18 protein-coding genes and 2 pseudogenes are annotated in these 20,036 nt (G+C 43.0%); 11 read left to right on the plus strand and 9 right to left on the minus strand.

Annotation, left to right across the window (positions count from 1 at the left end; genetic code table 11):
- Positions 1-11: 11 nt before the first annotated feature.
- Positions 12-1,172 carry an acyltransferase gene (locus tag K429_RS0125720; protein WP_007214077.1) on the minus strand — a complete coding sequence of 387 codons (1,161 nt, stop codon included), beginning with the start codon at positions 1,170-1,172 and terminating at the stop codon, positions 12-14.
- Between the two features lie 229 nt (positions 1,173-1,401).
- Here K429_RS0125720 and K429_RS0125725 point away from each other — a divergent pair, with 229 nt between their 5' ends.
- Positions 1,402-2,262: an AraC family transcriptional regulator gene (locus K429_RS0125725; protein ID WP_029328613.1), complete on the plus strand. Its 861-nt coding sequence runs from the start codon at positions 1,402-1,404 to the stop codon at positions 2,260-2,262.
- Positions 2,263-2,265: 3 nt separating this feature from the next.
- On the opposite strand, the gene K429_RS0125730 is transcribed toward K429_RS0125725, so the two are convergent.
- A complete protein-coding gene (locus K429_RS0125730) occupies positions 2,266-3,093 on the minus strand; it encodes a carboxypeptidase-like regulatory domain-containing protein (protein WP_029328614.1) in 828 nt (275 codons plus the stop codon).
- A gap of 239 nt (positions 3,094-3,332) precedes the next feature.
- On the opposite strand from K429_RS0125730, the gene K429_RS0125735 reads away from it, so the two are divergent.
- The gene (locus tag K429_RS0125735; RefSeq protein ID WP_029328615.1) at positions 3,333-3,989 is read left to right on the plus strand and encodes a DUF4476 domain-containing protein; all 657 of its coding nucleotides are present in this window, start codon (positions 3,333-3,335) and stop codon (positions 3,987-3,989) included.
- 67 nt (positions 3,990-4,056) lie between these two features.
- Here the strand turns inward: K429_RS0125735 and K429_RS0125740 are convergent, their stop codons facing one another.
- From K429_RS0125740 to K429_RS0125750, 3 genes are all read right to left on the minus strand, one after another.
- Positions 4,057-4,629, minus strand: a complete 573-nt coding sequence (locus tag K429_RS0125740) for a DNA-3-methyladenine glycosylase I (RefSeq protein WP_029328617.1) — start codon at positions 4,627-4,629, stop codon at positions 4,057-4,059.
- Between the two features lie 110 nt (positions 4,630-4,739).
- Positions 4,740-5,828 carry an alpha/beta hydrolase gene (locus K429_RS0125745; protein WP_369796101.1) on the minus strand — a complete coding sequence of 363 codons (1,089 nt, stop codon included), beginning with the start codon at positions 5,826-5,828 and terminating at the stop codon, positions 4,740-4,742.
- Between the two features lie 125 nt (positions 5,829-5,953).
- Entirely contained in the window at positions 5,954-6,799 is an 846-nt protein-coding gene (locus tag K429_RS0125750; protein ID WP_029328620.1) for an AraC family transcriptional regulator, read from the minus strand.
- Between the two features lie 273 nt (positions 6,800-7,072).
- Between K429_RS0125750 and K429_RS0125760 the strand changes: the two genes are divergently transcribed.
- Both K429_RS0125760 and K429_RS0125765 read left to right on the plus strand, forming a co-directional pair.
- A complete protein-coding gene (locus K429_RS0125760) occupies positions 7,073-7,468 on the plus strand; it encodes a WG repeat-containing protein (protein ID WP_231501916.1) in 396 nt (131 codons plus the stop codon).
- A 25-nt stretch (positions 7,469-7,493) separates the two neighbouring features.
- Entirely contained in the window at positions 7,494-8,024 is a 531-nt protein-coding gene (locus K429_RS0125765) for a GNAT family N-acetyltransferase (RefSeq protein ID WP_029328623.1), read from the plus strand.
- A gap of 50 nt (positions 8,025-8,074) precedes the next feature.
- Here the strand turns inward: K429_RS0125765 and K429_RS0125770 are convergent, their stop codons facing one another.
- Entirely contained in the window at positions 8,075-8,602 is a 528-nt protein-coding gene (locus K429_RS0125770) for a hypothetical protein (RefSeq protein WP_029328624.1), read from the minus strand.
- 189 nt (positions 8,603-8,791) lie between these two features.
- Between K429_RS0125770 and K429_RS0125775 the strand changes: the two genes are divergently transcribed.
- The 3 genes and pseudogenes from K429_RS0125775 to K429_RS0125785 all read left to right on the plus strand — a co-directional run bounded on the left by K429_RS0125775 (position 8,792) and on the right by K429_RS0125785 (position 11,937).
- A complete protein-coding gene (locus K429_RS0125775; RefSeq protein WP_025726501.1) occupies positions 8,792-9,313 on the plus strand; it encodes a helix-turn-helix domain-containing protein in 522 nt (173 codons plus the stop codon).
- A pseudogene (locus K429_RS0125780) lies at positions 9,298-10,137 on the plus strand (IS3 family transposase); the annotation flags it as partial. The gene K429_RS0125775 and the pseudogene K429_RS0125780, both read left to right, overlap by 16 nt.
- A gap of 138 nt (positions 10,138-10,275) precedes the next feature.
- Positions 10,276-11,937, plus strand: coding sequence for an IS1182 family transposase (locus K429_RS0125785; RefSeq protein ID WP_029328625.1), 1,662 nt, complete (start codon positions 10,276-10,278; stop codon positions 11,935-11,937).
- 90 nt (positions 11,938-12,027) lie between these two features.
- On the opposite strand, the gene fabD is transcribed toward K429_RS0125785, so the two are convergent.
- A complete protein-coding gene (gene fabD, locus K429_RS0125790) occupies positions 12,028-12,915 on the minus strand; it encodes an ACP S-malonyltransferase (protein ID WP_007214093.1) in 888 nt (295 codons plus the stop codon).
- Positions 12,916-13,380: 465 nt separating this feature from the next.
- Here fabD and K429_RS0125795 point away from each other — a divergent pair, with 465 nt between their 5' ends.
- The 4 genes from K429_RS0125795 to xylE all read left to right on the plus strand — a co-directional run bounded on the left by K429_RS0125795 (position 13,381) and on the right by xylE (position 18,594).
- Positions 13,381-14,112, plus strand: coding sequence for an NUDIX domain-containing protein (locus K429_RS0125795; protein WP_029328626.1), 732 nt, complete (start codon positions 13,381-13,383; stop codon positions 14,110-14,112).
- A gap of 44 nt (positions 14,113-14,156) precedes the next feature.
- Complete coding sequence (locus K429_RS0125800) at positions 14,157-15,647, plus strand: xylulokinase (RefSeq protein ID WP_007218455.1); 1,491 nt, start codon at positions 14,157-14,159, stop codon at positions 15,645-15,647.
- Between the two features lie 93 nt (positions 15,648-15,740).
- Positions 15,741-17,057: a xylose isomerase gene (gene xylA / locus K429_RS0125805; RefSeq protein ID WP_007214097.1), complete on the plus strand. Its 1,317-nt coding sequence runs from the start codon at positions 15,741-15,743 to the stop codon at positions 17,055-17,057.
- Positions 17,058-17,142: 85 nt separating this feature from the next.
- Entirely contained in the window at positions 17,143-18,594 is a 1,452-nt protein-coding gene (gene xylE, locus K429_RS0125810) for a D-xylose transporter XylE (protein WP_022210067.1), read from the plus strand.
- A gap of 85 nt (positions 18,595-18,679) precedes the next feature.
- On the opposite strand, the pseudogene K429_RS0125815 reads toward xylE, so the two are convergent.
- Positions 18,680-19,519: pseudogene (locus tag K429_RS0125815) on the minus strand (IS3 family transposase); the annotation flags it as partial.
- A complete protein-coding gene (locus K429_RS0125820; protein ID WP_025726501.1) occupies positions 19,504-20,025 on the minus strand; it encodes a helix-turn-helix domain-containing protein in 522 nt (173 codons plus the stop codon). The gene K429_RS0125820 and the pseudogene K429_RS0125815, both read right to left, overlap by 16 nt.
- Positions 20,026-20,036: the final 11 nt, after the last annotated feature.

A 20,036-nucleotide genomic window follows, 5' to 3' on the forward strand; every position in this document is an offset into this window, starting at 1 on the left:
ATAGAGGTATTTTACCTTCTTTTCATCAAAAAACGCCTTTTCAGCCATTCACGTACCGGTTCGTCATACAGTTTAAGGCAAGCATACGCGATAGCAATGGATAAAATGAAGATGGAAACTGCAAGCAAAACATGCATGCCTAAAGGTGCGTCCGGATGATTCCGTGCCCAAGCTATCTGCATATAAATCAGCGGAAAATGTGTGATATAAAGAGGGTAGGAGATCTCTCCGAGAAATTGGCAGATGGCTACGGAACGTTTTCCAGTCACATTGCTGCCTGCTCCCATCGCTACTATTAAAGGGAACATAATAAGTACACAAAAAGCTTCGTAGGCACCGTTCATCCACATGGCTTCCGTACCGCCGATGCGGGGCATAACTAAAATGGCAGCTATCAGCAATGAGCACCAGTAAAATCCTCTTTTTATCTTTATCAGTTTGTTGACGCGCGAAAGCAGTAGCCCCACGAAGAAAGGATAAAGCAGTCGGGATATACCGATGTAGAGTTGATCGGGAGTAAGGCTCCATCCGCCGATAAAGGTATATGCAGCCGCTTCTCTTGTGGCCAACAGACCAAAAGTATCTATATTGAATGCTATGTCGATAGTCAGCAACGCTGCCAAGGCGACAAAGATTCCCAAGGCGATTTTAGAGAAATGGCGGATAAACAAAGCATAAAGAATGTTTGCTATATACTCCCACATTAGCGACCAGGTAGGGCCGTTCAGGGAGTTTACTTCCCACCAGCCCCGTATGTCCCATGAAACTGGTGTGGGGATCATCAGGCAACCGAGCAGAACCATCAAGAGGACTTTCCACCAAGGTGTTTCCATAATCAGAGGAAAAGCGGAACAGTCGCCCAGATAGAAAAAGACAGCTCCTATTAACGTGCCCATAATCACCATAGGATGCAGGCGTACCAAGCGTCGCTTAAAGAAATCTTTTATGGACATCCTGTCCCAACGGTCATCATAGGCATATCCTATTACAAAACCGGAAAGAACAAAAAAGAAATCCACAGCCAGATAACCATGATTCAAAATCTGATGGACAGGGCCCGCAGAATAAGTTTCAAACAAGTGGTAAGCTACCACAATCATTGCGGCAACGCCGCGGAGCCCGTCCAGTATTTCATAGCGCGGCTTCGATGCCAAATAAGTTGTTGTATTCATTATTTTGATATTAAATTCATTTTTACACTAAAAAATAACCTGCCATATTTTCGCAAGCCTGGCAGGACCTAAGTTATCCAGATATCTGATATTATCAGTTTTATATCGCCTGCAAAGTTATCCCTCAATTAGTTTATGCATTTATCTTATCGTTTATTAGAATTGTCTTATATTTGCATATTTCCCTGTATAAGGAGGAAAATAATAGAGAATATTAAATTATAGTATAATGCCCCAATCAGAAAGACGTTCTTTTACTTTCGAGAATGTTCATCTTGCGCCTGATGAACAGATAGGTTTGCATCAGCAATCTACCTGGGAGCTTTCGTATGTGATCGTAGGTTCCGGCATGAGGTTGATAGGCGACATGACGGAGCCTTTTCTTGGCGGAGAGGTAGTTATGATACCGCCGGAAATTCCACATTGCTGGTATTTTGAGGGCGATGATACGGATGCGCAGGGCAGGATTGCGAACATTACTGTAACGTTTGACAATGATTTCCTCGATAGGTGTTCCGGTACTTTTCCTGAACTGTGCGGACATATAGATAAGTTGAAGAAGAAGTATGATGCGGTGAAATTCGATAAGGAAAAGTCGGAGGCAATCATTGACCTTCTGGAAGAGATGTGTAATCAAAGTGAAGCTGAAAGGGTTGCTTCCATGATAAAACTTATCCTTATAATGGCAGATAGCGGCAGTGAGCACGTGGTAGGTAAATATCAGAGGATTGACAAAGAAACGAAGCGTATGAATCAGATCCAGACATACGTTATCTGCAATGCAAAGCGGGATATTACGCTCGATGATGTGGCACGGTATGTAGGCATGAACCGGGCTTCTTTTTGTATATTCTTCAAGAAAGCTACCGGAAAGACTTTTGTCACTTATCTGAACGAGTATCGTATAGGTTTAGCCTGCCAGCTTTTGAAGCAGAAGAGGATGACGGTTTCAGAAATCTGCTATAATGTTGGTTTTAATAATGTGCCATATTTCAACCGGACTTTTAAGCGTCATAAAGGCGTCTCCCCCTGTGAATACAAACAAGGTGACAAAGCTGATGCTAACGAAAAAAAGGAAAGTGATATTTAAGACCTATTTTATATAGTTTTCTTTTTCCATATAATAAAGACCCTCGCCACGATCACCATTCTCCAAGTCGGTCAGTTCTAATTTGAATACACGATAAGGGAGGTCATTCTGCAAATGCTTAGGGAGATCTACCGTCAGCAGGTAGGCGCTTCCATATTCGTCGGCATCGTAGTATTCTTTTATTTCCTGCTTCATCAGAATGGGAACTTCTTCGCCATCTATCCAGACAACAACTTTCAGTTGATCGATTGGTGGAGCCCATTGATCCACTTTGGCTTCTTTACTTTGAGCTTGCTGTTTCTTATTGCTAAGATCTTCATTGCGCACAATAGAAGCCGGTTCGGAGGTCTTCATCCATTCGTAAAAGCGTGTCAGACTCATGGGGCGGACATATATCTGATAAGCAGGCATAGCGCCGGGGATGCGGAAAGCACGTATTCCATAAGCTTCCATACGATGATATCGTATGTTTAACGTAGTGTCGCGATCGGCAATAAAATCCCATGCCCAAAACTCTAAACGGTGTTCCGCTTCGGGGAGTCCAAGTTTGAGGGCTGTGTGTGCATAAGTAGGATAGTAGATAGCATATACACTTTGATATTTACCTTTAGGTACCCTGACAGTGTAGTAGCCATCTTTATTAGTGATACCTTCTGATACAGGATTGAATCGGGGAGTGTACCAACATACAGAACAACTATCTATCGGTTGCCCATTGAAATTTGTCACTCGTCCACTAATAGTTACTGAATCTTGTTGCTGTGCGTGTCCGACTGTACAAAATAAAAAGGACATCGAAATGTAGAAAAGAAATCTGATTATCTGTGCCATAGTAGTAGATATTTTGGTAAAGATATGGAATTAATTTGAAAAAATTGAATAAGGTTCTATTTAATATTGGTTGATTATCAGAATTATTCTCTTATTTCCCGTGATACGAAGAGAATTCGGAGCATTGTGAATACTGACATAATAGGGAAATCTCCCTAAATAATAGGGAAAAAGATAATATTATATGTTTTTCTCCACTTATATTTGTAGCAACATAAAAACTAAAAACAATATATACAATGAAAACAATAAAACTGACATTAGCACTACTGGCATTTGCAATCTGTATGGGTAGTTGTGCCATGATTTTAGGGATTGACAAAGGTGTCATGATGAGCGTTCAGAAGGGAATGAGTCAGAAAGAAGTGTCATCTATACTTGGGAAGCCGGACTATCGCCGTTTTGATCATGACGTGGAGGAGTGGGAGTTCGTAAAGAATGTTGCTGACAATGCCGGATGGACTACGATTATAGTCAGCTTCATTGACGGGCGTGTGATTAGTATGGATTCTTTCCGGGCAGATGCTCCCCCTTCTCCCGTAGCGGTTTATCCGTCCGTAGAAGTCAATGGGAATATACCTTCCCGGCCACATGCCAACATTGGGAACGGAATGAATGAGAGAGACTTCCAGTCTCTTTACAACAAAGTGAAGGCCAAACCTTTCAAAGACGATCAACTGGATTTGCTGGAAGCCGGAATCGGTAACAGGGGATTAAGTTGCAAGCAGTGTGTGCGGATGATGTCGATATACCGGTTTGATGATGACAAACTGGAAGTCCTGAAAATCTTAGCTCCGAATATCTCCGACCGGGAGAATTATGACGAGATAATCAATGCACTCGATTTTATCTCCAGTGAAGAGAAAGCAAGAAGTATTTTGGGAATAAAAAAGTAAAACGAGAAGGCGGTAAATCCATGCAAGGAAATACCGCCTTTTACTTTGTATGAAGTTATACTGTCATTTATCCTTTTCGACAGATACAGTCCTCCAGATGATCGTTGACGAATCCCGCAGCCTGCAAGTGGGCGTAGCAGATGGTAGATCCGAAGAACTTGAATCCTCGTTTTTTCATATCCTTGCTCATGGCATCAGATTCGGGAGATGATACCGGAATCTCACTCAAGGATTGAAAGGTATTGATAATCGGCTTTCTGCCGGGAAAGAACGACAGTGTATATTCATAGAAGCTACCGAACTCCTTTTGTATGGCAAGGAATAACCTTGCATTTGTAATGGTCGATTTGATTTTCAGACGGTTCTTTACAATGCCATCAAAGTGCATCAACCGTTCTACATCTTCATCGGTCATTTGTGCTACCTGTCCGGCATCGAAACCACAAAAGGCTTTGCGATATCCCTCACGTTTTTTGAGGATGGTTATCCAACTTAATCCGGCCTGGGCACTCTCCAGCACAAGAAACTCGAACAGCGTCTTGTCGTCGGTCACTAAATTTCCCCACTCTTGATCATGGTATTTCACATACAGTTCGTCAGTTCCGCACCAACCACAGCGTCCGTTTACAAAATCTTGCATAATTATAGTACTTATAATGAATGTACAAATATAGTTGATTCACAACGGCATGCCAAATTTCAGTAAGCTATTTTACGATGGAAATCATTTTCCACGTTTCCCGAGTTTTCTTATTTCAGATTCTCGTTGAAGAATGCCGCCAATTTATCGAATGGAATGACATTTTTTCCTCCACCGTCGTAAAGGTCGGTGTGTGAGGCACCTGGAATGATAAGAAGTTCCTTATTGTCACGATAGTTGGTGTAAGAGGTCATATCGCGGTAGGCGTCTTCACTGAAATAGCGGGAATGTGCTTTTTCACCATGCATAATCAGTACGGCAGAGCGGATTTCTTTGCTATAAGCAAGAATAGGCTGATTCAGGAATGACATTGGGCCGGTAACTGTCCATCCATCGTTGGAATTGCCCGAACGCTTGTGATATCCGCGCTGTGTCTTATAATAATCGTAATAATCCTTCACAAACTGAGGTGCATCGGCTGGCAACGGATCGACCACGCCACCGCCTTGTTCATAATAACCCTGGGCATACTCTTTGGTACGCTGTGCATTGAGTTGCTTGCGTTTCTCGTAACGGGCGTTTTCATTGTTGTCGGCATCAAAATAGCCATTTGCATTTACGCGGTTCATGTTGTACATTGTAGAGGCAACAGTAGCCTTGATGCGTGTGTCGATAGCAGCTGCATTAAGTGCCAGACCGCCCCATCCGCAAATGCCGATAATACCGATACGTTCCGGGTCAACATTCGGCTGGGTGGAGAGAAAATCGACGGCAGCCTGAAAATCTTCCGTATTGATGTCCGGTGAAGCAACCCTGCGAGGTTCGCCACCACTCTCACCTGTAAATGAGGGATCGAAGGCGATAGTAAGGAAACCTTGTTCAGCCATTGTTTGCGCATATAATCCGCTGGACTGCTCCTTTACGGCACCGAAAGGACCGCTTACTGCAATGGCTGCCAATGCGCCTTTCGCATCTTTCGGTTCATAGAGATCTGCTGCCAATGTAATTCCATAGCGGTTGACAAACGTCACTTTACGGTGATTCACTTTGTTGGACTGTGGGAAAGTCTTGTCCCATTCCTGCGTGAGAACTAACTCCTGTGCTTTAATATTACTACCTTTCATTTCTTTTTGATTTTGTGCCTGAACACTAACAACTGTCAGCATCAGAGGCATGATTAGCATTATTACTTTTTTCATTGTTTTTTGTCTTTTGATTCAACAATGCAAAGTTAACGCAAAAGCCCCGCAGCGGATTTGCTGCGAGGCTCAAAGAATCTTTCTCAGAAGCTCAATTTACTATATCAATCGCAACTCACGGAAATTTATTGGGAGATAGCGGTAGGAGAGACGCCGAATTGTTTTTTAAAAGCCGTAGCAAAGTGGGATGGATTCTTGAATCCTACTTCCAGATAAACGTCCTGTACTTTCCGTGTGCCGGTTTTCATTTTCTCGTAGGCCGCTTCGAGGCGTTTGTGAATCAGCCATTTTTGCGGAGTAAGGGTGCTGATCTTCTTGAAATCCCGTTTGAACGTAGCCAAACTACGTCCCGTAAATGTAGCTAAATCTTCCATACTGAAATCGTACATATAATTTTGTTCCATGAATTCCAGGATGTCAATTTTCCAAGGTTCGTTAAAATCAAAGAGTGTAGGATAAAAGCGTTCGTCGATATGTAGCAACGCCAGCAGTCCCTCCTGCAATTTCAGATTCATGAAATCGTCCTGTGCCCGGAGCTTCTGGTTGAAGTAAGGAGTCATCGAAGTGAACAGGCTGTCAATTTCCATACTGATAGGCAATTTAATCACGCTTGAACGGACTTTGGACACATTGTCCAGCGCTTTATCCGAAGGAAGTCGCTGAAACATCTCGCGCAGGAAACGCCGTGTAAACATCAGGAAAATACCGCAATACTGCTCGCCGTCGAGTGGTTTCTTAGTCAGCGTAACCCGGTGGTCGCGCCGGATAAACACACACTCGCCTTTCTGTACATGGGTGATTTTGTTCCCGTCATCAATGAGCATTTCGCCTGAATAAACATAGTTCATGGCGTGCTCGCGGGATTGATGTACACAATGATTTTCGTCATTGTAGAAACAACTGAAAAAGATATCCGCATGTCTGAATATCATCTCATCTCCATCGGTCGGGGCATTTATTTTATAATCCATAAGAATACTTTTTAAGCGCTTTCTGCAAAAATAGTATAAAGCGGAGAATTATTCTTTTGAAATCTGTTTTTTCTTTCTGATTGCGCTTCGTTTCACAAGCTTTCTTCTTAACCGGTGTTTTATTCTCGCTTTTTATCTTTATCTTTGCCACTGAGCATACTCTGTATGCTGATTCTGAATGTTCCGCAATATGGGTAAGTTCATTCCTCTGAACTATTTCTTGTTTATCGATTCAAAGTTTAACGGATTACAGCAATTATGGATACTCAAAAAATGAAAGTACAAAAATTAGTACCAACGGAATACGATGGTAAATGGGGCTTTATAGATGCAGCAACAGGCGAAGAAGTCGTGCCGTTTATCTATGACTATGCCCATGCCTTTTCTGTAGGATTGGCATTAGTCAGGCAGAATGGTTGGTGGGGGTATGTGGATAAAACGGGGAAGGAAGTGATTCCATGTATATATAATCCTGCATGGTCTTTTACCAAAACCGGGCTGGCAGCAGTATGCATGGAGGGTAAATGCGGCTTTATAGATCAGGCAGGGAAAGAGGTTATTCCTTTTATATATGATGACGCCCGCTATTTTAATAAAGATGGTAAAGCAAAGGTGAAGCTGAACGGCGAAACTTTCTTTATAGATGTGAAAGGGAATCGGGTTGAATAAACATGAAAATGACTTCAATAAGCTTATGATCAATAAGAATGAAATTGCATTAATGCCTTTGCTTGACGAAGATATACCGTTGTTTGACAGGTGGTTGAATAAAGATTATATCTATAAGTGGCTGTGTCCGGATGGGGAAGAACAAAGAGAGGCCTGGTTGGATGAGGTAAACAACAGAAATGGTAAGTATGACTTCATAAGACATTTTATTGTTTACTATAAAGATAAGAAGATTGGGTATTGTCTTTTTGCTGATTGTTTTTTCTTGAAGGACTTGGAGGAAGAAGGGCACGACTTTGAGAGTTTGTATGGAGACATCCCCGAAAAGAACCATACTTACGAGATCGGATATTTGATTGGTGAAGAAGAGTATCTGAATAGAGGCATCGGTAAAATGATTATCCGGAAGTTGGAAGAGAAGATCATTGAATTGGGAGGACGTGAAATAGCAGCAGACCCTTCGGAAGAAAACGCAGCTTCAATAAAGGTATTGCTAAGTAATGGGTTTAAGAAGAAAAGTGATGGGGATTACAGAAAAATTGTGCATACCCAGTAAATGTGTTGCTCATCAAATCAGGAGTGAAAAAAGGATGTAGAAACGGGAACTTATTTATTTATCTTTTTCAGGATATTCCGTATGGTAGTTTTAACGCCCGTGGAATAATATTCGGTATCTGCATTCTCTAATATGAGTTGTAGCTCTTTCAAAAGTTCCGGCTCAGACTTGCAAAGCTGGTAAGCCATTCTGATAGACAACGCCTGCACACCGATACTTTCTTGTGGGGCTAACATATGATCCAGGCAATAATTTAGCAAATCGACAGAGACAGGATCAGATGCAGGTACATTATATAATATAGACAGCAACAACCGTTTGGAACCATCATGTTTGCAGACTAATAATCGCTGAATAATATCATCCAGCAATGGAACAAACCAACCGGGATGTTTCTCACTCACTTTCTCACATGCCCATACAGCCCGCCATGAAACGACAATTTTATCATCGGAAATCAACTGGTATATATCTTTAAGGTATTCCGGATGCAGGCATATTTTCTGCACCAACTTATCTATTGATAGTTTGCAAAGAGGCATTGCAAGGGTGTTTCTGTATTCGTTGATTTTCTCCATATCATGCATGTTTTTGCAAAGATAATGCAAGTTGAATGTAGAACTTTCATACTTACATGAAAAAGTTTTGTTGAGATGCTGTTTATCTCCCTATTCTGAATGCGGATAGTACGATTACAAAATAAGAGGTTGTGTCAAAATGTGAACTGCACCCCAAAAGTTAGACATAAAACTTTTGGGGTGTTTTTTATGAAGTACAGTTATGAACAAAGGCTCATCATCGTTAGCCGAGTAAAACAAGGAGAAGCAATAGCGCACTTGTCGAAAGAGTATCATATCAGTGCGACTGAGATATTGGCATGGGTGAGAATGTGGGACCACTATGGTCGTTCCGGACTGGAACAACAATCCCATTGCCGTCCTACGGTTAAATTAAAGGAAGAAGTAGTACGTTTAATATTAGAAAAAGGCGTACCTTTGGCCCATGTAAGAGTAGAATACAGAATTGGCAAGACGGCACTACAACGCTGGGTCAGCGTAGTACGCAAGTATGGTTATGGGGCTCTTGAGCCGTCCAAACGCCGAGGAAGACCACCGAAATATCCTATGGGACGCCCAAAGAAGAAAGAACCGCAAACGGAACTTGAGAGGCTTCAGGCTGAAAATCTCCGCCTGAAGGCGGAGAACGCGCTGCTAAAAAAAGCGAAGGCCTTAGTCGAGGCAAAGAAAGCCCAAGCACTTCTGAATGGGCACGGACCATCGACGAACTAAGGTCGGATTATCCTCTTGACTTGCTATTGGAGTTAAGAAAGATGGCTCGTTCTGTGTTCTATTACCATCTGAATCGCCTTAAAGCCGCTGACAGATATGCCAATGAAAAGGAATCGATTAAACTGATTTTTCATGAGCATAAGGGACGCTACGGCTATCGCCGTGTGACAGCGGAGATGCATAATCGTGGTTTTATGTTAAACCACAAGACCATTCAAAAGCTTATGGGTGACTTGGGGCTTAAAAGCAAAATACGCCAGGTGCGCTACCGGTCATACAAAGGTGAGGTCGGTAAGATTGCCCCAAACATAATAGACAGGGATTTTACGGCAGAAGCTCCAAACCGCAAATGGGCGACAGATGTAACACAGATAAATATCGGTTCCGTCAAACTTTATCTCTCGCCGATATTGGATATGTTCAACGGCGAGATAATATCATACAATATCTCCCGGAACCCAAATCTGGAACAGATATACGATATGTTGGATAAAGCGTTTGCAAAGTTCGACAATCTTGACGGCCTTATACTCCATTCTGATCAAGGATGGCAATACCAACATTACGGCTACCGTAAGCGTTTGGAAGAACACCATATAGTACAAAGTATGTCTCGCAAAGGCAACTGCCTTGACAACGCTATGGTGGAGAACTTTTTCGGTATTATGAAGTCTGAACTTCTATATGCCGAGCAATTTGAATCGACCGAAACCTTTATAAAGGCTTTAGATAGCTATATTGAATATTATAATAATAAAAGAATCAAAGCCCGGTTAAATGGAAAGAGCCCGGTACAATACCGAACTCTTTCTATTACGGGATAATGTTTAACCTGTCCAACTTTTGGGGTGCAGTTCAAATGCTGGCACAACCTTTTTTTATGCGCAAAGCCCAGACTTTCCCAAGCCCGGGCTTTGTTATTACCCAAAGTTTATGTAACTTTAGGCATCAGTTTTTTCGTTATGGCAAAGTTACATTTTCGTCCTTACATTCCCAACCAAACCGTTCTTTTTCCACAAAGAATTGATGAAAACATAGCTGCGGACGATCCGGTCCGCATAGTCAATGCAGTTGTTGATAATCTCAATCTTGATAATTTCAAGAAGCTTTATAAAGAAGCGGGGCGCTCTGCTTATCATCCTAAAATGATGCTCAAGGTAATTATCTACGCTTACATGAATAATATCTATTCCTGCCGTAAAATAGAGAAGCTTCTTTTGCGTGACATCCATTATATCTGGCTTGCCGGTCATGAGCATCCGGATTTCATAACTATCAACCGTTTCCGTAACCGTGTAAAGGAGGAGATAAACAACGTCTTCACGCAGTTGGTTCTTGTCCTTGCCGACAAGGGTTTCATCAGTCTTGACGTGGAGTATATCGACGGTACCAAGATTGAGTCCAAGGCTAATAAATATACTTTTGTCTGGCGCAAGACAGTCGAAAAGAACCGTACAAGGTTGCTGAATAAGATTCGCATCCTTCTGGAACAGGTGGATGAAGCCATTGTACAGGAGAACTCTGCAAAAGACACATCCGTGGAGTTGACTCCCTCCATGCTCTCTAACATAGTGGATGAACTCAAAGAAGTGCTGGAACACCAACCTACAACACAGGACAAGGAACAAAAGAAAGCCTTGCGTGAAAAGAAGAAACAGGTCAGGGAACTTGAAGGGTATCGTGACAAGCTGATGGAATACGACAATCACCTTGAAGTCCTTGGAGAACGTAATTCCTATTCCAAGACCGATCCTGATGCCACATTCATGCGTATGAAAGAAGACGCCATGAAGAACGGGCAGACCAAGCCCGGGTATAATTTACAAATAGGTACTGAAAACCAGTTCATCATAGACTTCCGGCTGTTTCCCAACCCCACCGATACGCTGACCCTGATCCCTTTCTTCCACTCCTTCCAGCACCGCTATAACCGCTTACCGGGTATCGGTGTGGCAGACTCCGGTTACGGCTCGGAAGAAAATTACCGGTTCATGCAGGAAAATGGGATAGAGGCCTTTGTCAAGTACAACTACTTCCATAAAGAGCAGCGTCCCCGTTATGCTCCCAACCCGTTCCATGCGGAAAGTCTCCATTACAATGCGGGGGAGGATTATTACGTTTGTCCGATGGGGCAACACATGAACCGCATAGGAACCAGACGTGACAAAACAGCGAGCGGATACATCACCGAAAGTGCCCGGTATAAAACACAAAGATGCGAAGGTTGTCCTTTGCATGGAAGTTGTTTTAAAGCACAGGGGAACCGTATTATAGAAGTCAACCACCGGTTAAACCAATATAAACGGCAGGCACGGGAAAGGTTACTCTCAGAAGAAGGAATCAGGCATAGAGGCAGGCGGTGTATAGAACCGGAAGCTGTTTTCGGACAAATGAAATACAACATGGCATACAGAAGGTTCCGGCATGTGGGAGAAGACAAGGTGAAAATGGACTTTGCCTTCTTTGCCATAGCTTTTAATATCAAAAAGATGTGTGCAAAACTGAGAAAAGCAGGAAAGGAGCTCATTACACTTGCTAAATCTATATTTATTGGACTATTTATAACCCGATACAACGGGAAGATAGCAACTTGTTACCAAATGAATGAGAAAAAAGCGGCGTAGACAAAAGAAAAGATAACAGGACTATAAATTATAGAAAAAGGTTGTGCCAACGTTTTGACACAACCCCTACAAATATATTGTATTTAAGGATTATGCAATACCGTGAGCAGATACCTCCGGTGCAATCTTCTTGATCAGACCCTGCAGTACAGCACCTGGGCCACATTCTGTGAAGTCGGTAGCACCATCAGCAACCATATTCTTAACAGTCTGTGTCCAGCGTACAGAAGCTGTCAGCTGAGCTACGAGATTCTTCTTGATCTCTTCCGGATCAGTGTGAGGCAATGCATCTACATTCTGATAAACCGGGCATTTGGGAGCGTGGATTTCAGTAGCGTTGATAGCCGCTTCCAATTCAACTTTTGCAGGATTCATCAGCGGAGAGTGGAAAGCGCCGCCTACCTTCAAAGGCAAAGCACGTTTTGCTCCGGCAGCTTTCATCAGTTCGCATGCCTTATTGATGCCTTCGATAGAACCGGAAATTACGATCTGTCCCGGGCAGTTATAGTTGGCTGCAACGCAAACTTCGCCTTCAGCGGTTACTTGCTCGCAGATTTCTTCTACTTTTTCATCGGAGAGGGCAATGATAGCCGCCATTGTAGAGGGCTGTGCCTCGCAAGCTTTCTGCATGGCCATGGCACGGGCATAAACCAGCTTCAACCCATCTTCGAAACTCAATGCACCGGCAGCAACCAGAGCAGAGAATTCGCCCAATGAGTGACCGGCAGTCATCTCAGGTTTAAAATCATCCCCCATACAAAGTGCGGAGATAACGGAGTGGAGGAATACAGCAGGCTGAGTTACCTTCGTTTGACGCAAGTCTTCGTCTGTACCGTTGAACATAATATCCGTAATGCGATATCCCAGGATATCATTGGCTTTTTCAAACAATTCTTTTGCTAAAGCGGAGTTTTCATACAAGTCTTTTCCCATTCCTACGAATTGGGCGCCTTGACCCGGAAATACAAATGCTTTCATACTGTTCTTGTTTTAGTAGTTAATTAAAAAAGTGGTGCAAAGGTATAGCTTTTTCTGATATTGACCGCACAAACGAAGGATTTTTGTGCAATAAGCTATTTTAACTCCCTCCGTTCGGAGAAGGGAGTTTATTGGGAAGCAGAGGGATAGATGAGAAAAAAATCTTTTTATAGCACTTCAACTAAAATACAATAAGAGGTACTTGTCTTTTTAATCTTCCGGTATACTAAAATCCTTAAAAATAAAGCACTTCACTCTTATTGTACTTCCTACAATTACCTGATTCTTCCGTTTATCAACAATACATATTGTACTTTCAACGATAAGACCATATTTTGATATTGTAAAATGTACGATATCTATCATATTGAAAAATAGTGCTTTATAACATAATAGAAATTAAGTTTTCTGCGCTTGTATATTCAAAAAACCTGTTTATATTTGCAGCGCTTAAACATGGATATTATGCAAAACATGGAACATAAAACCCCATTAGCGAACAATCATATATCAGTAGACTGTGTAGTGATTGGCTTTGACGGAGAACAATTAAAAGTTCTGTTGATAAAACGTGTAGGTGAGGAGCAAGGTGAAATTTTTCACGATATGAAGCTTCCCGGAAGTCTGATCTATATGGATGAGGATTTGGACGAAGCTGCCCAGCGTGTGTTGAACGAACTAACGGGTTTGAAGAACGTCAATCTGATGCAATTCAAGGCATTCGGTTCTAAGAATAGGACGAAGGACCCGAAAGACATTCATTGGCTGGAACGCGCCATGCAATCGAAGGTGGAGCGTATCGTTACAATTGCTTACTTGTCATTGGTGAAGATAGATCGGGCACTGAGTCGGAATCTGGCTGATTTCGAAGCATATTGGGTGGCACTGCAAGATATTAAGGCATTGGCTTTCGACCATAATCTGATTATTAAAGAAGCACTGGTATATATCCGCCAGTACGTGGAGATTAATCCGTCAGCCTTGTTCGATCTGCTTCCTCGTAAGTTTACGGCATCACAACTGCGTACTTTATATGAATTGATATATAGCAAGCCTATTGACGTGCGGAACTTCCATAAGAAAATAGCGATGATGGAATATGTTGTTCCATTGGAGGAAAAACAACAGGGAGTTGCCCACCGTGCCGCACGCTATTATCGATTCGATAAGAAGATATATAATAAGGTAAGAAGATAAGTATTAATAAAATAATTCATAAATCAAAACTCATAATTAATACCATGTATTTATTAGGCTATGACATTGGAAGCTCGTCCGTAAAAGCGAGCCTGGTAAACGCCGAAACCGGCAAATGTGTATCTTCTGCTTTCTTCCCGAAGACAGAGGCGGCAATCATTGCAGTAAAACCGGGCTGGGCGGAACAAAATCCCGAAAGCTGGTGGGAAAATCTAAAACTTGCCACACAGGCTGTCATGAATGAATCGGGTGCAAACGCAGGTGAAATCAAGGCAATCGGTATCTCTTATCAGATGCATGGATTGGTATGTGTGGACAAAGACCAGAATGTGCTGCGTCCTTCCATTATCTGGTGTGACTCGCGTGCTGTGCCTTACGGACAGAAAGCTTTCGAAACACTGGGAGAAGAGAAATGTCTCTCACATCTGTTGAACTCTCCGGGTAACTTCACTGCCTCTAAACTGGCATGGATAAAGGAAAACGAACCGGCCATCTACGAACGGATTTATAAGATTATGTTGCCGGGTGATTACATCGCCATGAAGTTGAGCGGTGAAATCTGTACCACTGTTTCCGGACTTTCGGAAGGTATGTTCTGGGATTTCAAGAACAATCGTGTAGCCGACTTCCTGATGGATTATTATGGTTTCGATAACTCTCTAATTGCGGACATCAAACCCACATTCTCCGAACAAGGACGTGTGAATGCTGCCGCAGCAAAAGAATTGGGATTAAAAGAAGGTACACCGATCACATATCGTGCAGGTGACCAACCGAATAACGCTCTTTCACTGAATGTATTCAATCCGGGAGAAATCGCCTCTACAGCAGGCACTTCGGGCGTTGTATATGGTGTGAACGGTGAAGTGAACTATGATCCGAAATCACGCGTAAATACATTCGCTCACGTAAACCATACGGACGAACAAACCCGTCTAGGGGTATTGCTTTGCATCAATGGTACGGGTATTCTTAATTCTTGGGTGAAACGTACGATTGCTCCCGAAGGCATCTCTTACAATGAAATGAATGTACTGGCATCACAAGCTCCTATCGGCAGTGCAGGTATCAGTATCCTGCCCTTCGGTAACGGTGCGGAACGTATGCTCGAAAATAAAGAGATCAACTGCTCTATCCGTGGCTTGAACTTCAATCTGCATGGCAAACAACACATTGTGCGTGCAGCTCAGGAAGGCATTGTATTCTCATTCAAGTATGGTATAGATATTATGGAAGGTATGGGCATCCCTGTACAGAAAATCCATGCAGGCCATGCAAATATGTTCCTTAGCTCCATCTTCCGCGATACGCTGGCAGGTGTGACAGGAGCTGTAATCGAACTGTACGATACGGATGGTTCGGTAGGTGCAGCCAAGGGAGCAGGTATCGGTGCAGGCATCTATAAGGATAATAACGAAGCATTCGCAACGCTGGAAAAACTGGATGTTATCGAGCCTAATCAGGCTAAGCGCCAGGAATATGCAGATGCTTATGCACGCTGGAAACATCGTTTGGAAAAATCAATGGCAAAATAATGCTAACTTAACTCTCCTCTGAAAACGAGGGGAATTAAAATAGTACAGTTAACAATCAAAACATAATTAACCCTTTAAAATTCAATTAAAATTATGGCAACAAAAGAGTATTTTCCCGGAATAGGAAAGATTAAATTCGAAGGTAAAGAGAGTATGAACCCGATGGCATATCGTTACTACGATGCTGAGAAGGTAATCATGGGTAAGAAGATGAAAGATTGGTTGAAGTTTGCTATGGCTTGGTGGCACACTCTCTGCGCAGAAGGTGGTGACCAATTCGGTGGCGGAACGAAACAATTCCCTTGGAATGGTGACTCTGACGCTTTGCAAGCAGCTAAAAATAAATTGGATGCAGGTTTCGAATTCATGCAGAAGATGGGTATCGAATACTATTGCTTCCACGATGTAGACCTGATTTCTGAAGGTGCAAGCATCGAAGAATATGAAGCTAACCTGAAAGCTATTGTAGCTTATGCAAAAGAAAAACAAGCTGAAACTGGTATCAAGCTGTTGTGGGGTACTGCTAACGTATTCGGTCATGCACGTTATATGAACGGTGCTGCTACCAATCCTGATTTCGACGTTGTAGCACGCGCTGCTGTTCAGATCAAGAACGCTATTGACGCTACTATCGAACTGGGTGGTTCAAACTATGTGTTCTGGGGCGGTCGCGAAGGTTACATGTCTTTGCTGAACACTGACCAGAAACGTGAAAAAGAGCACCTTGCAAAGATGTTGACTATCGCTCGTGACTATGCACGTGCTCGCGGTTTCAAAGGTACTTTCCTGATTGAACCGAAACCGATGGAACCGACAAAACATCAGTATGACGTAGATACTGAAACAGTGATCGGCTTCCTGAAAGCTCACGGTCTGGATAAGGATTTCAAAGTAAACATCGAGGTTAACCACGCAACTTTGGCCGGCCATACTTTCGAACACGAATTGGCTGTAGCTGTTGACAACGGCATGTTGGGTTCTATCGATGCTAACCGTGGTGACTATCAGAACGGTTGGGATACTGACCAATTCCCTATCGATAACTACGAATTGACTCAGGCTATGATGCAGATCATCCGCAACGGTGGTTTGGGTAATGGCGGTACTAACTTCGACGCTAAGACTCGTCGTAACTCTACCGACCTGGAAGATATCTTCATCGCTCACATTGCAGGTATGGATGCTATGGCACGTGCTCTGGAAAGTGCAGCTAAATTACTGGAAGAATCTCCTTACAAGAAGATGTTGGCTGACCGTTACGCATCATTCGACGGTGGCAAGGGCAAGGAATTCGAAGAAGGCAAATTGTCTTTGGAAGATGTTGTAGCTTATGCGAAAGCTAACGGCGAACCGAAACAAACCAGCGGTAAGCAAGAATTGTATGAAGCAATCGTGAATATGTATTGCTAATATAATAAGGTGGTAGGGTGAGGGCACTCTACCACCTTATCTCTTTATCACTTTTTACTCATTTATCAACCTAATCTTTTTTATCATGAATGATGCTAACAATGGTAGTAAACTCTACCTGTATTCTATTACAACCGTTGCCATTCTGGGAGGCTTGCTGTTCGGTTACGATACGGCGGTAATCTCGGGTGCGGAGAAGGGCTTGGAAGCTTTCTTCCTGATGGCTACGGATTTCCAATATGACAAGGTGATGCACGGTATCACTTCTTCCAGTGCACTTATCGGCTGTGTGATCGGTGGTGCTCTTTCCGGTTTCTTCGCTTCCCGCTTGGGACGACGCAATTCGCTGAGACTGGCATCCGTGCTGTTCTTCCTGTCTGCATTGGGATCTTACTATCCCGAATTTTTATTCTTCAACTACGGTGAGCCAAACATGGAATTGCTCATCGCATTCAATTTGTATCGCGTATTGGGCGGTATCGGTGTAGGTCTTGCCTCTGCCGTATGTCCGATGTACATCGCAGAAATTGCACCCTCTAATATTCGTGGAACACTGGTATCTTGTAACCAGTTTGCCATTATCTTCGGTATGTTGGTGGTTTACTTCGTCAACTTCCTGATTATGGGCGACCACACAAATCCTATTATCGACAAGAGTGCTGAAGGTATATTGTCAGTGAACGCCGCTTCGGATATGTGGAGCGTGCAAACCGGCTGGCGTTATATGTTCGGTTCGGAAGCATTCCCGGCTGCATTATTCGGCTTCCTTCTTTTCTTCGTACCGAAGACTCCGCGTTATCTGGTGCTGGTACATCAGGACGAAAAGGCATACTCTATCCTGGAGAAGGTGAATGGTGCAAACAAAGCAAAAGAAATTCTGGCAGAAATCAAGGCTACTTCCAAGGAAAAGACAGAGAAACTGTTCTCTTACGGTGTGGCAGTTATCGTTATCGGTATTTTGCTTTCCGTATTCCAGCAAGCCATCGGTATCAATGCCGTACTCTACTATGCTCCGCGTATTTTTGAAAACGCAGGTGCTGAAGGTGGTGGTATGATGCAAACTGTTATCATGGGTATTGTAAACATTGTATTTACGCTTGTAGCTATCTTTACTGTAGACCGTTTCGGACGCAAACCTTTGCTGATTATCGGTTCTATCGGTATGGCAGTAGGTGCATTTGCAGTGGCAATGTGCGACAGCATGGGTATCAAGGGCATCGTTCCGGTACTTTCCGTAATTGTATACGCAGCATTCTTCATGATGTCATGGGGACCGATTTGCTGGGTATTGATTGCAGAAATCTTCCCGAATACTATCCGTGGCAAAGCCGTAGCTATTGCAGTAGCTTTCCAATGGATTTTCAACTATATCATATCCTCTACATTCCCGGCACTGTACGACTTCAGTCCGATGTTCGCATATAGTTTGTATGGCATCATTTGTGTTGCAGCTGCCTTCTTCGTTTGGCGTTGGGTACCCGAAACGAAGGGCAAGACCCTGGAAGATATGAGTAAACTCTGGAGAAAAAACAAATAAAATTCTCTCTCCTTTAATATCTTATAAATGCAAAAGAGGTTGTGTCAAAATTGAACTGCACCCCAAAAGTTGGACAGGTTAAACATTATCCCGTAATAGAAAGAGTTCGGTATTGTACCGGGCTCTTTCCATTTAACCGGGCTTTGATTCTTTTATTATTATAATATTCAATATAGCTATCTAAAGCCTTTATAAAGGTTTCGGTCGATTCAAATTGCTCGGCATATAGAAGTTCAGACTTCATAATACCGAAAAAGTTCTCCACCATAGCGTTGTCAAGGCAGTTGCCTTTGCGAGACATACTTTGTACTATATGGTGTTCTTCCAAACGCTTACGGTAGCCGTAATGTTGGTATTGCCATCCTTGATCAGAATGGAGTATAAGGCCGTCAAGATTGTCGAACTTTGCAAACGCTTTATCCAACATATCGTATATCTGTTCCAGATTTGGGTTCCGGGAGATATTGTATGATATTATCTCGCCGTTGAACATATCCAATATCGGCGAGAGATAAAGTTTGACGGAACCGATATTTATCTGTGTTACATCTGTCGCCCATTTGCGGTTTGGAGCTTCTGCCGTAAAATCCCTGTCTATTATGTTTGGGGCAATCTTACCGACCTCACCTTTGTATGACCGGTAGCGCACCTGGCGTATTTTGCTTTTAAGCCCCAAGTCACCCATAAGCTTTTGAATGGTCTTGTGGTTTAACATAAAACCACGATTATGCATCTCCGCTGTCACACGGCGATAGCCGTAGCGTCCCTTATGCTCATGAAAAATCAGTTTAATCGATTCCTTTTCATTGGCATATCTGTCAGCGGCTTTAAGGCGATTCAGATGGTAATAGAACACAGAACGAGCCATCTTTCTTAACTCCAATAGCAAGTCAAGAGGATAATCCGACCTTAGTTCGTCGATGGTCCGTGCCCATTCAGAAGTGCTTGGGCTTTCTTTGCCTCGACTAAGGCCTTCGCTTTTTTTAGCAGCGCGTTCTCCGCCTTCAGGCGGAGATTTTCAGCCTGAAGCCTCTCAAGTTCCGTTTGCGGTTCTTTCTTCTTTGGGCGTCCCATAGGATATTTCGGTGGTCTTCCTCGGCGTTTGGACGGCTCAAGAGCCCCATAACCATACTTGCGTACTACGCTGACCCAGCGTTGTAGTGCCGTCTTGCCAATTCTGTATTCTACTCTTACATGGGCCAAAGGTACGCCTTTTTCTAATATTAAACGTACTACTTCTTCCTTTAATTTAACCGTAGGACGGCAATGGGATTGTTGTTCCAGTCCGGAACGACCATAGTGGTCCCACATTCTCACCCATGCCAATATCTCAGTCGCACTGATATGATACTCTTTCGACAAGTGCGCTATTGCTTCTCCTTGTTTTACTCGGCTAACGATGATGAGCCTTTGTTCATAACTGTACTTCATAAAAAACACCC

The sequence above is a fragment of the Bacteroides sp. 14(A) genome (assembly GCF_000526555.1).
In the GTDB taxonomy this organism is placed as follows: domain Bacteria; phylum Bacteroidota; class Bacteroidia; order Bacteroidales; family Bacteroidaceae; genus Bacteroides; species Bacteroides cellulosilyticus.

Coding starts and splice junctions, on each gene's coding strand:
- K429_RS0125720 (WP_007214077.1), bottom strand. CDS start 1,172: ATGAATACAACAACTTATTTGGCATCGAAGCCGCGCTATGAAATACTG.
- K429_RS0125725 (WP_029328613.1), top strand. CDS start 1,402: ATGCCCCAATCAGAAAGACGTTCTTTTACTTTCGAGAATGTTCATCTT.
- K429_RS0125730 (WP_029328614.1), bottom strand. CDS start 3,093: ATGGCACAGATAATCAGATTTCTTTTCTACATTTCGATGTCCTTTTTA.
- K429_RS0125735 (WP_029328615.1), top strand. CDS start 3,333: ATGAAAACAATAAAACTGACATTAGCACTACTGGCATTTGCAATCTGT.
- K429_RS0125740 (WP_029328617.1), bottom strand. CDS start 4,629: ATGCAAGATTTTGTAAACGGACGCTGTGGTTGGTGCGGAACTGACGAA.
- K429_RS0125745 (WP_369796101.1), bottom strand. CDS start 5,828: ATGAAAAAAGTAATAATGCTAATCATGCCTCTGATGCTGACAGTTGTT.
- K429_RS0125750 (WP_029328620.1), bottom strand. CDS start 6,799: ATGGATTATAAAATAAATGCCCCGACCGATGGAGATGAGATGATATTC.
- K429_RS0125760 (WP_231501916.1), top strand. CDS start 7,073: ATGAAAGTACAAAAATTAGTACCAACGGAATACGATGGTAAATGGGGC.
- K429_RS0125765 (WP_029328623.1), top strand. CDS start 7,494: ATGATCAATAAGAATGAAATTGCATTAATGCCTTTGCTTGACGAAGAT.
- K429_RS0125770 (WP_029328624.1), bottom strand. CDS start 8,602: ATGGAGAAAATCAACGAATACAGAAACACCCTTGCAATGCCTCTTTGC.
- K429_RS0125775 (WP_025726501.1), top strand. CDS start 8,792: ATGAAGTACAGTTATGAACAAAGGCTCATCATCGTTAGCCGAGTAAAA.
- K429_RS0125785 (WP_029328625.1), top strand. CDS start 10,276: ATGGCAAAGTTACATTTTCGTCCTTACATTCCCAACCAAACCGTTCTT.
- fabD (WP_007214093.1), bottom strand. CDS start 12,915: ATGAAAGCATTTGTATTTCCGGGTCAAGGCGCCCAATTCGTAGGAATG.
- K429_RS0125795 (WP_029328626.1), top strand. CDS start 13,381: ATGCAAAACATGGAACATAAAACCCCATTAGCGAACAATCATATATCA.
- K429_RS0125800 (WP_007218455.1), top strand. CDS start 14,157: ATGTATTTATTAGGCTATGACATTGGAAGCTCGTCCGTAAAAGCGAGC.
- xylA (WP_007214097.1), top strand. CDS start 15,741: ATGGCAACAAAAGAGTATTTTCCCGGAATAGGAAAGATTAAATTCGAA.
- xylE (WP_022210067.1), top strand. CDS start 17,143: ATGAATGATGCTAACAATGGTAGTAAACTCTACCTGTATTCTATTACA.
- K429_RS0125820 (WP_025726501.1), bottom strand. CDS start 20,025: ATGAAGTACAGTTATGAACAAAGGCTCATCATCGTTAGCCGAGTAAAA.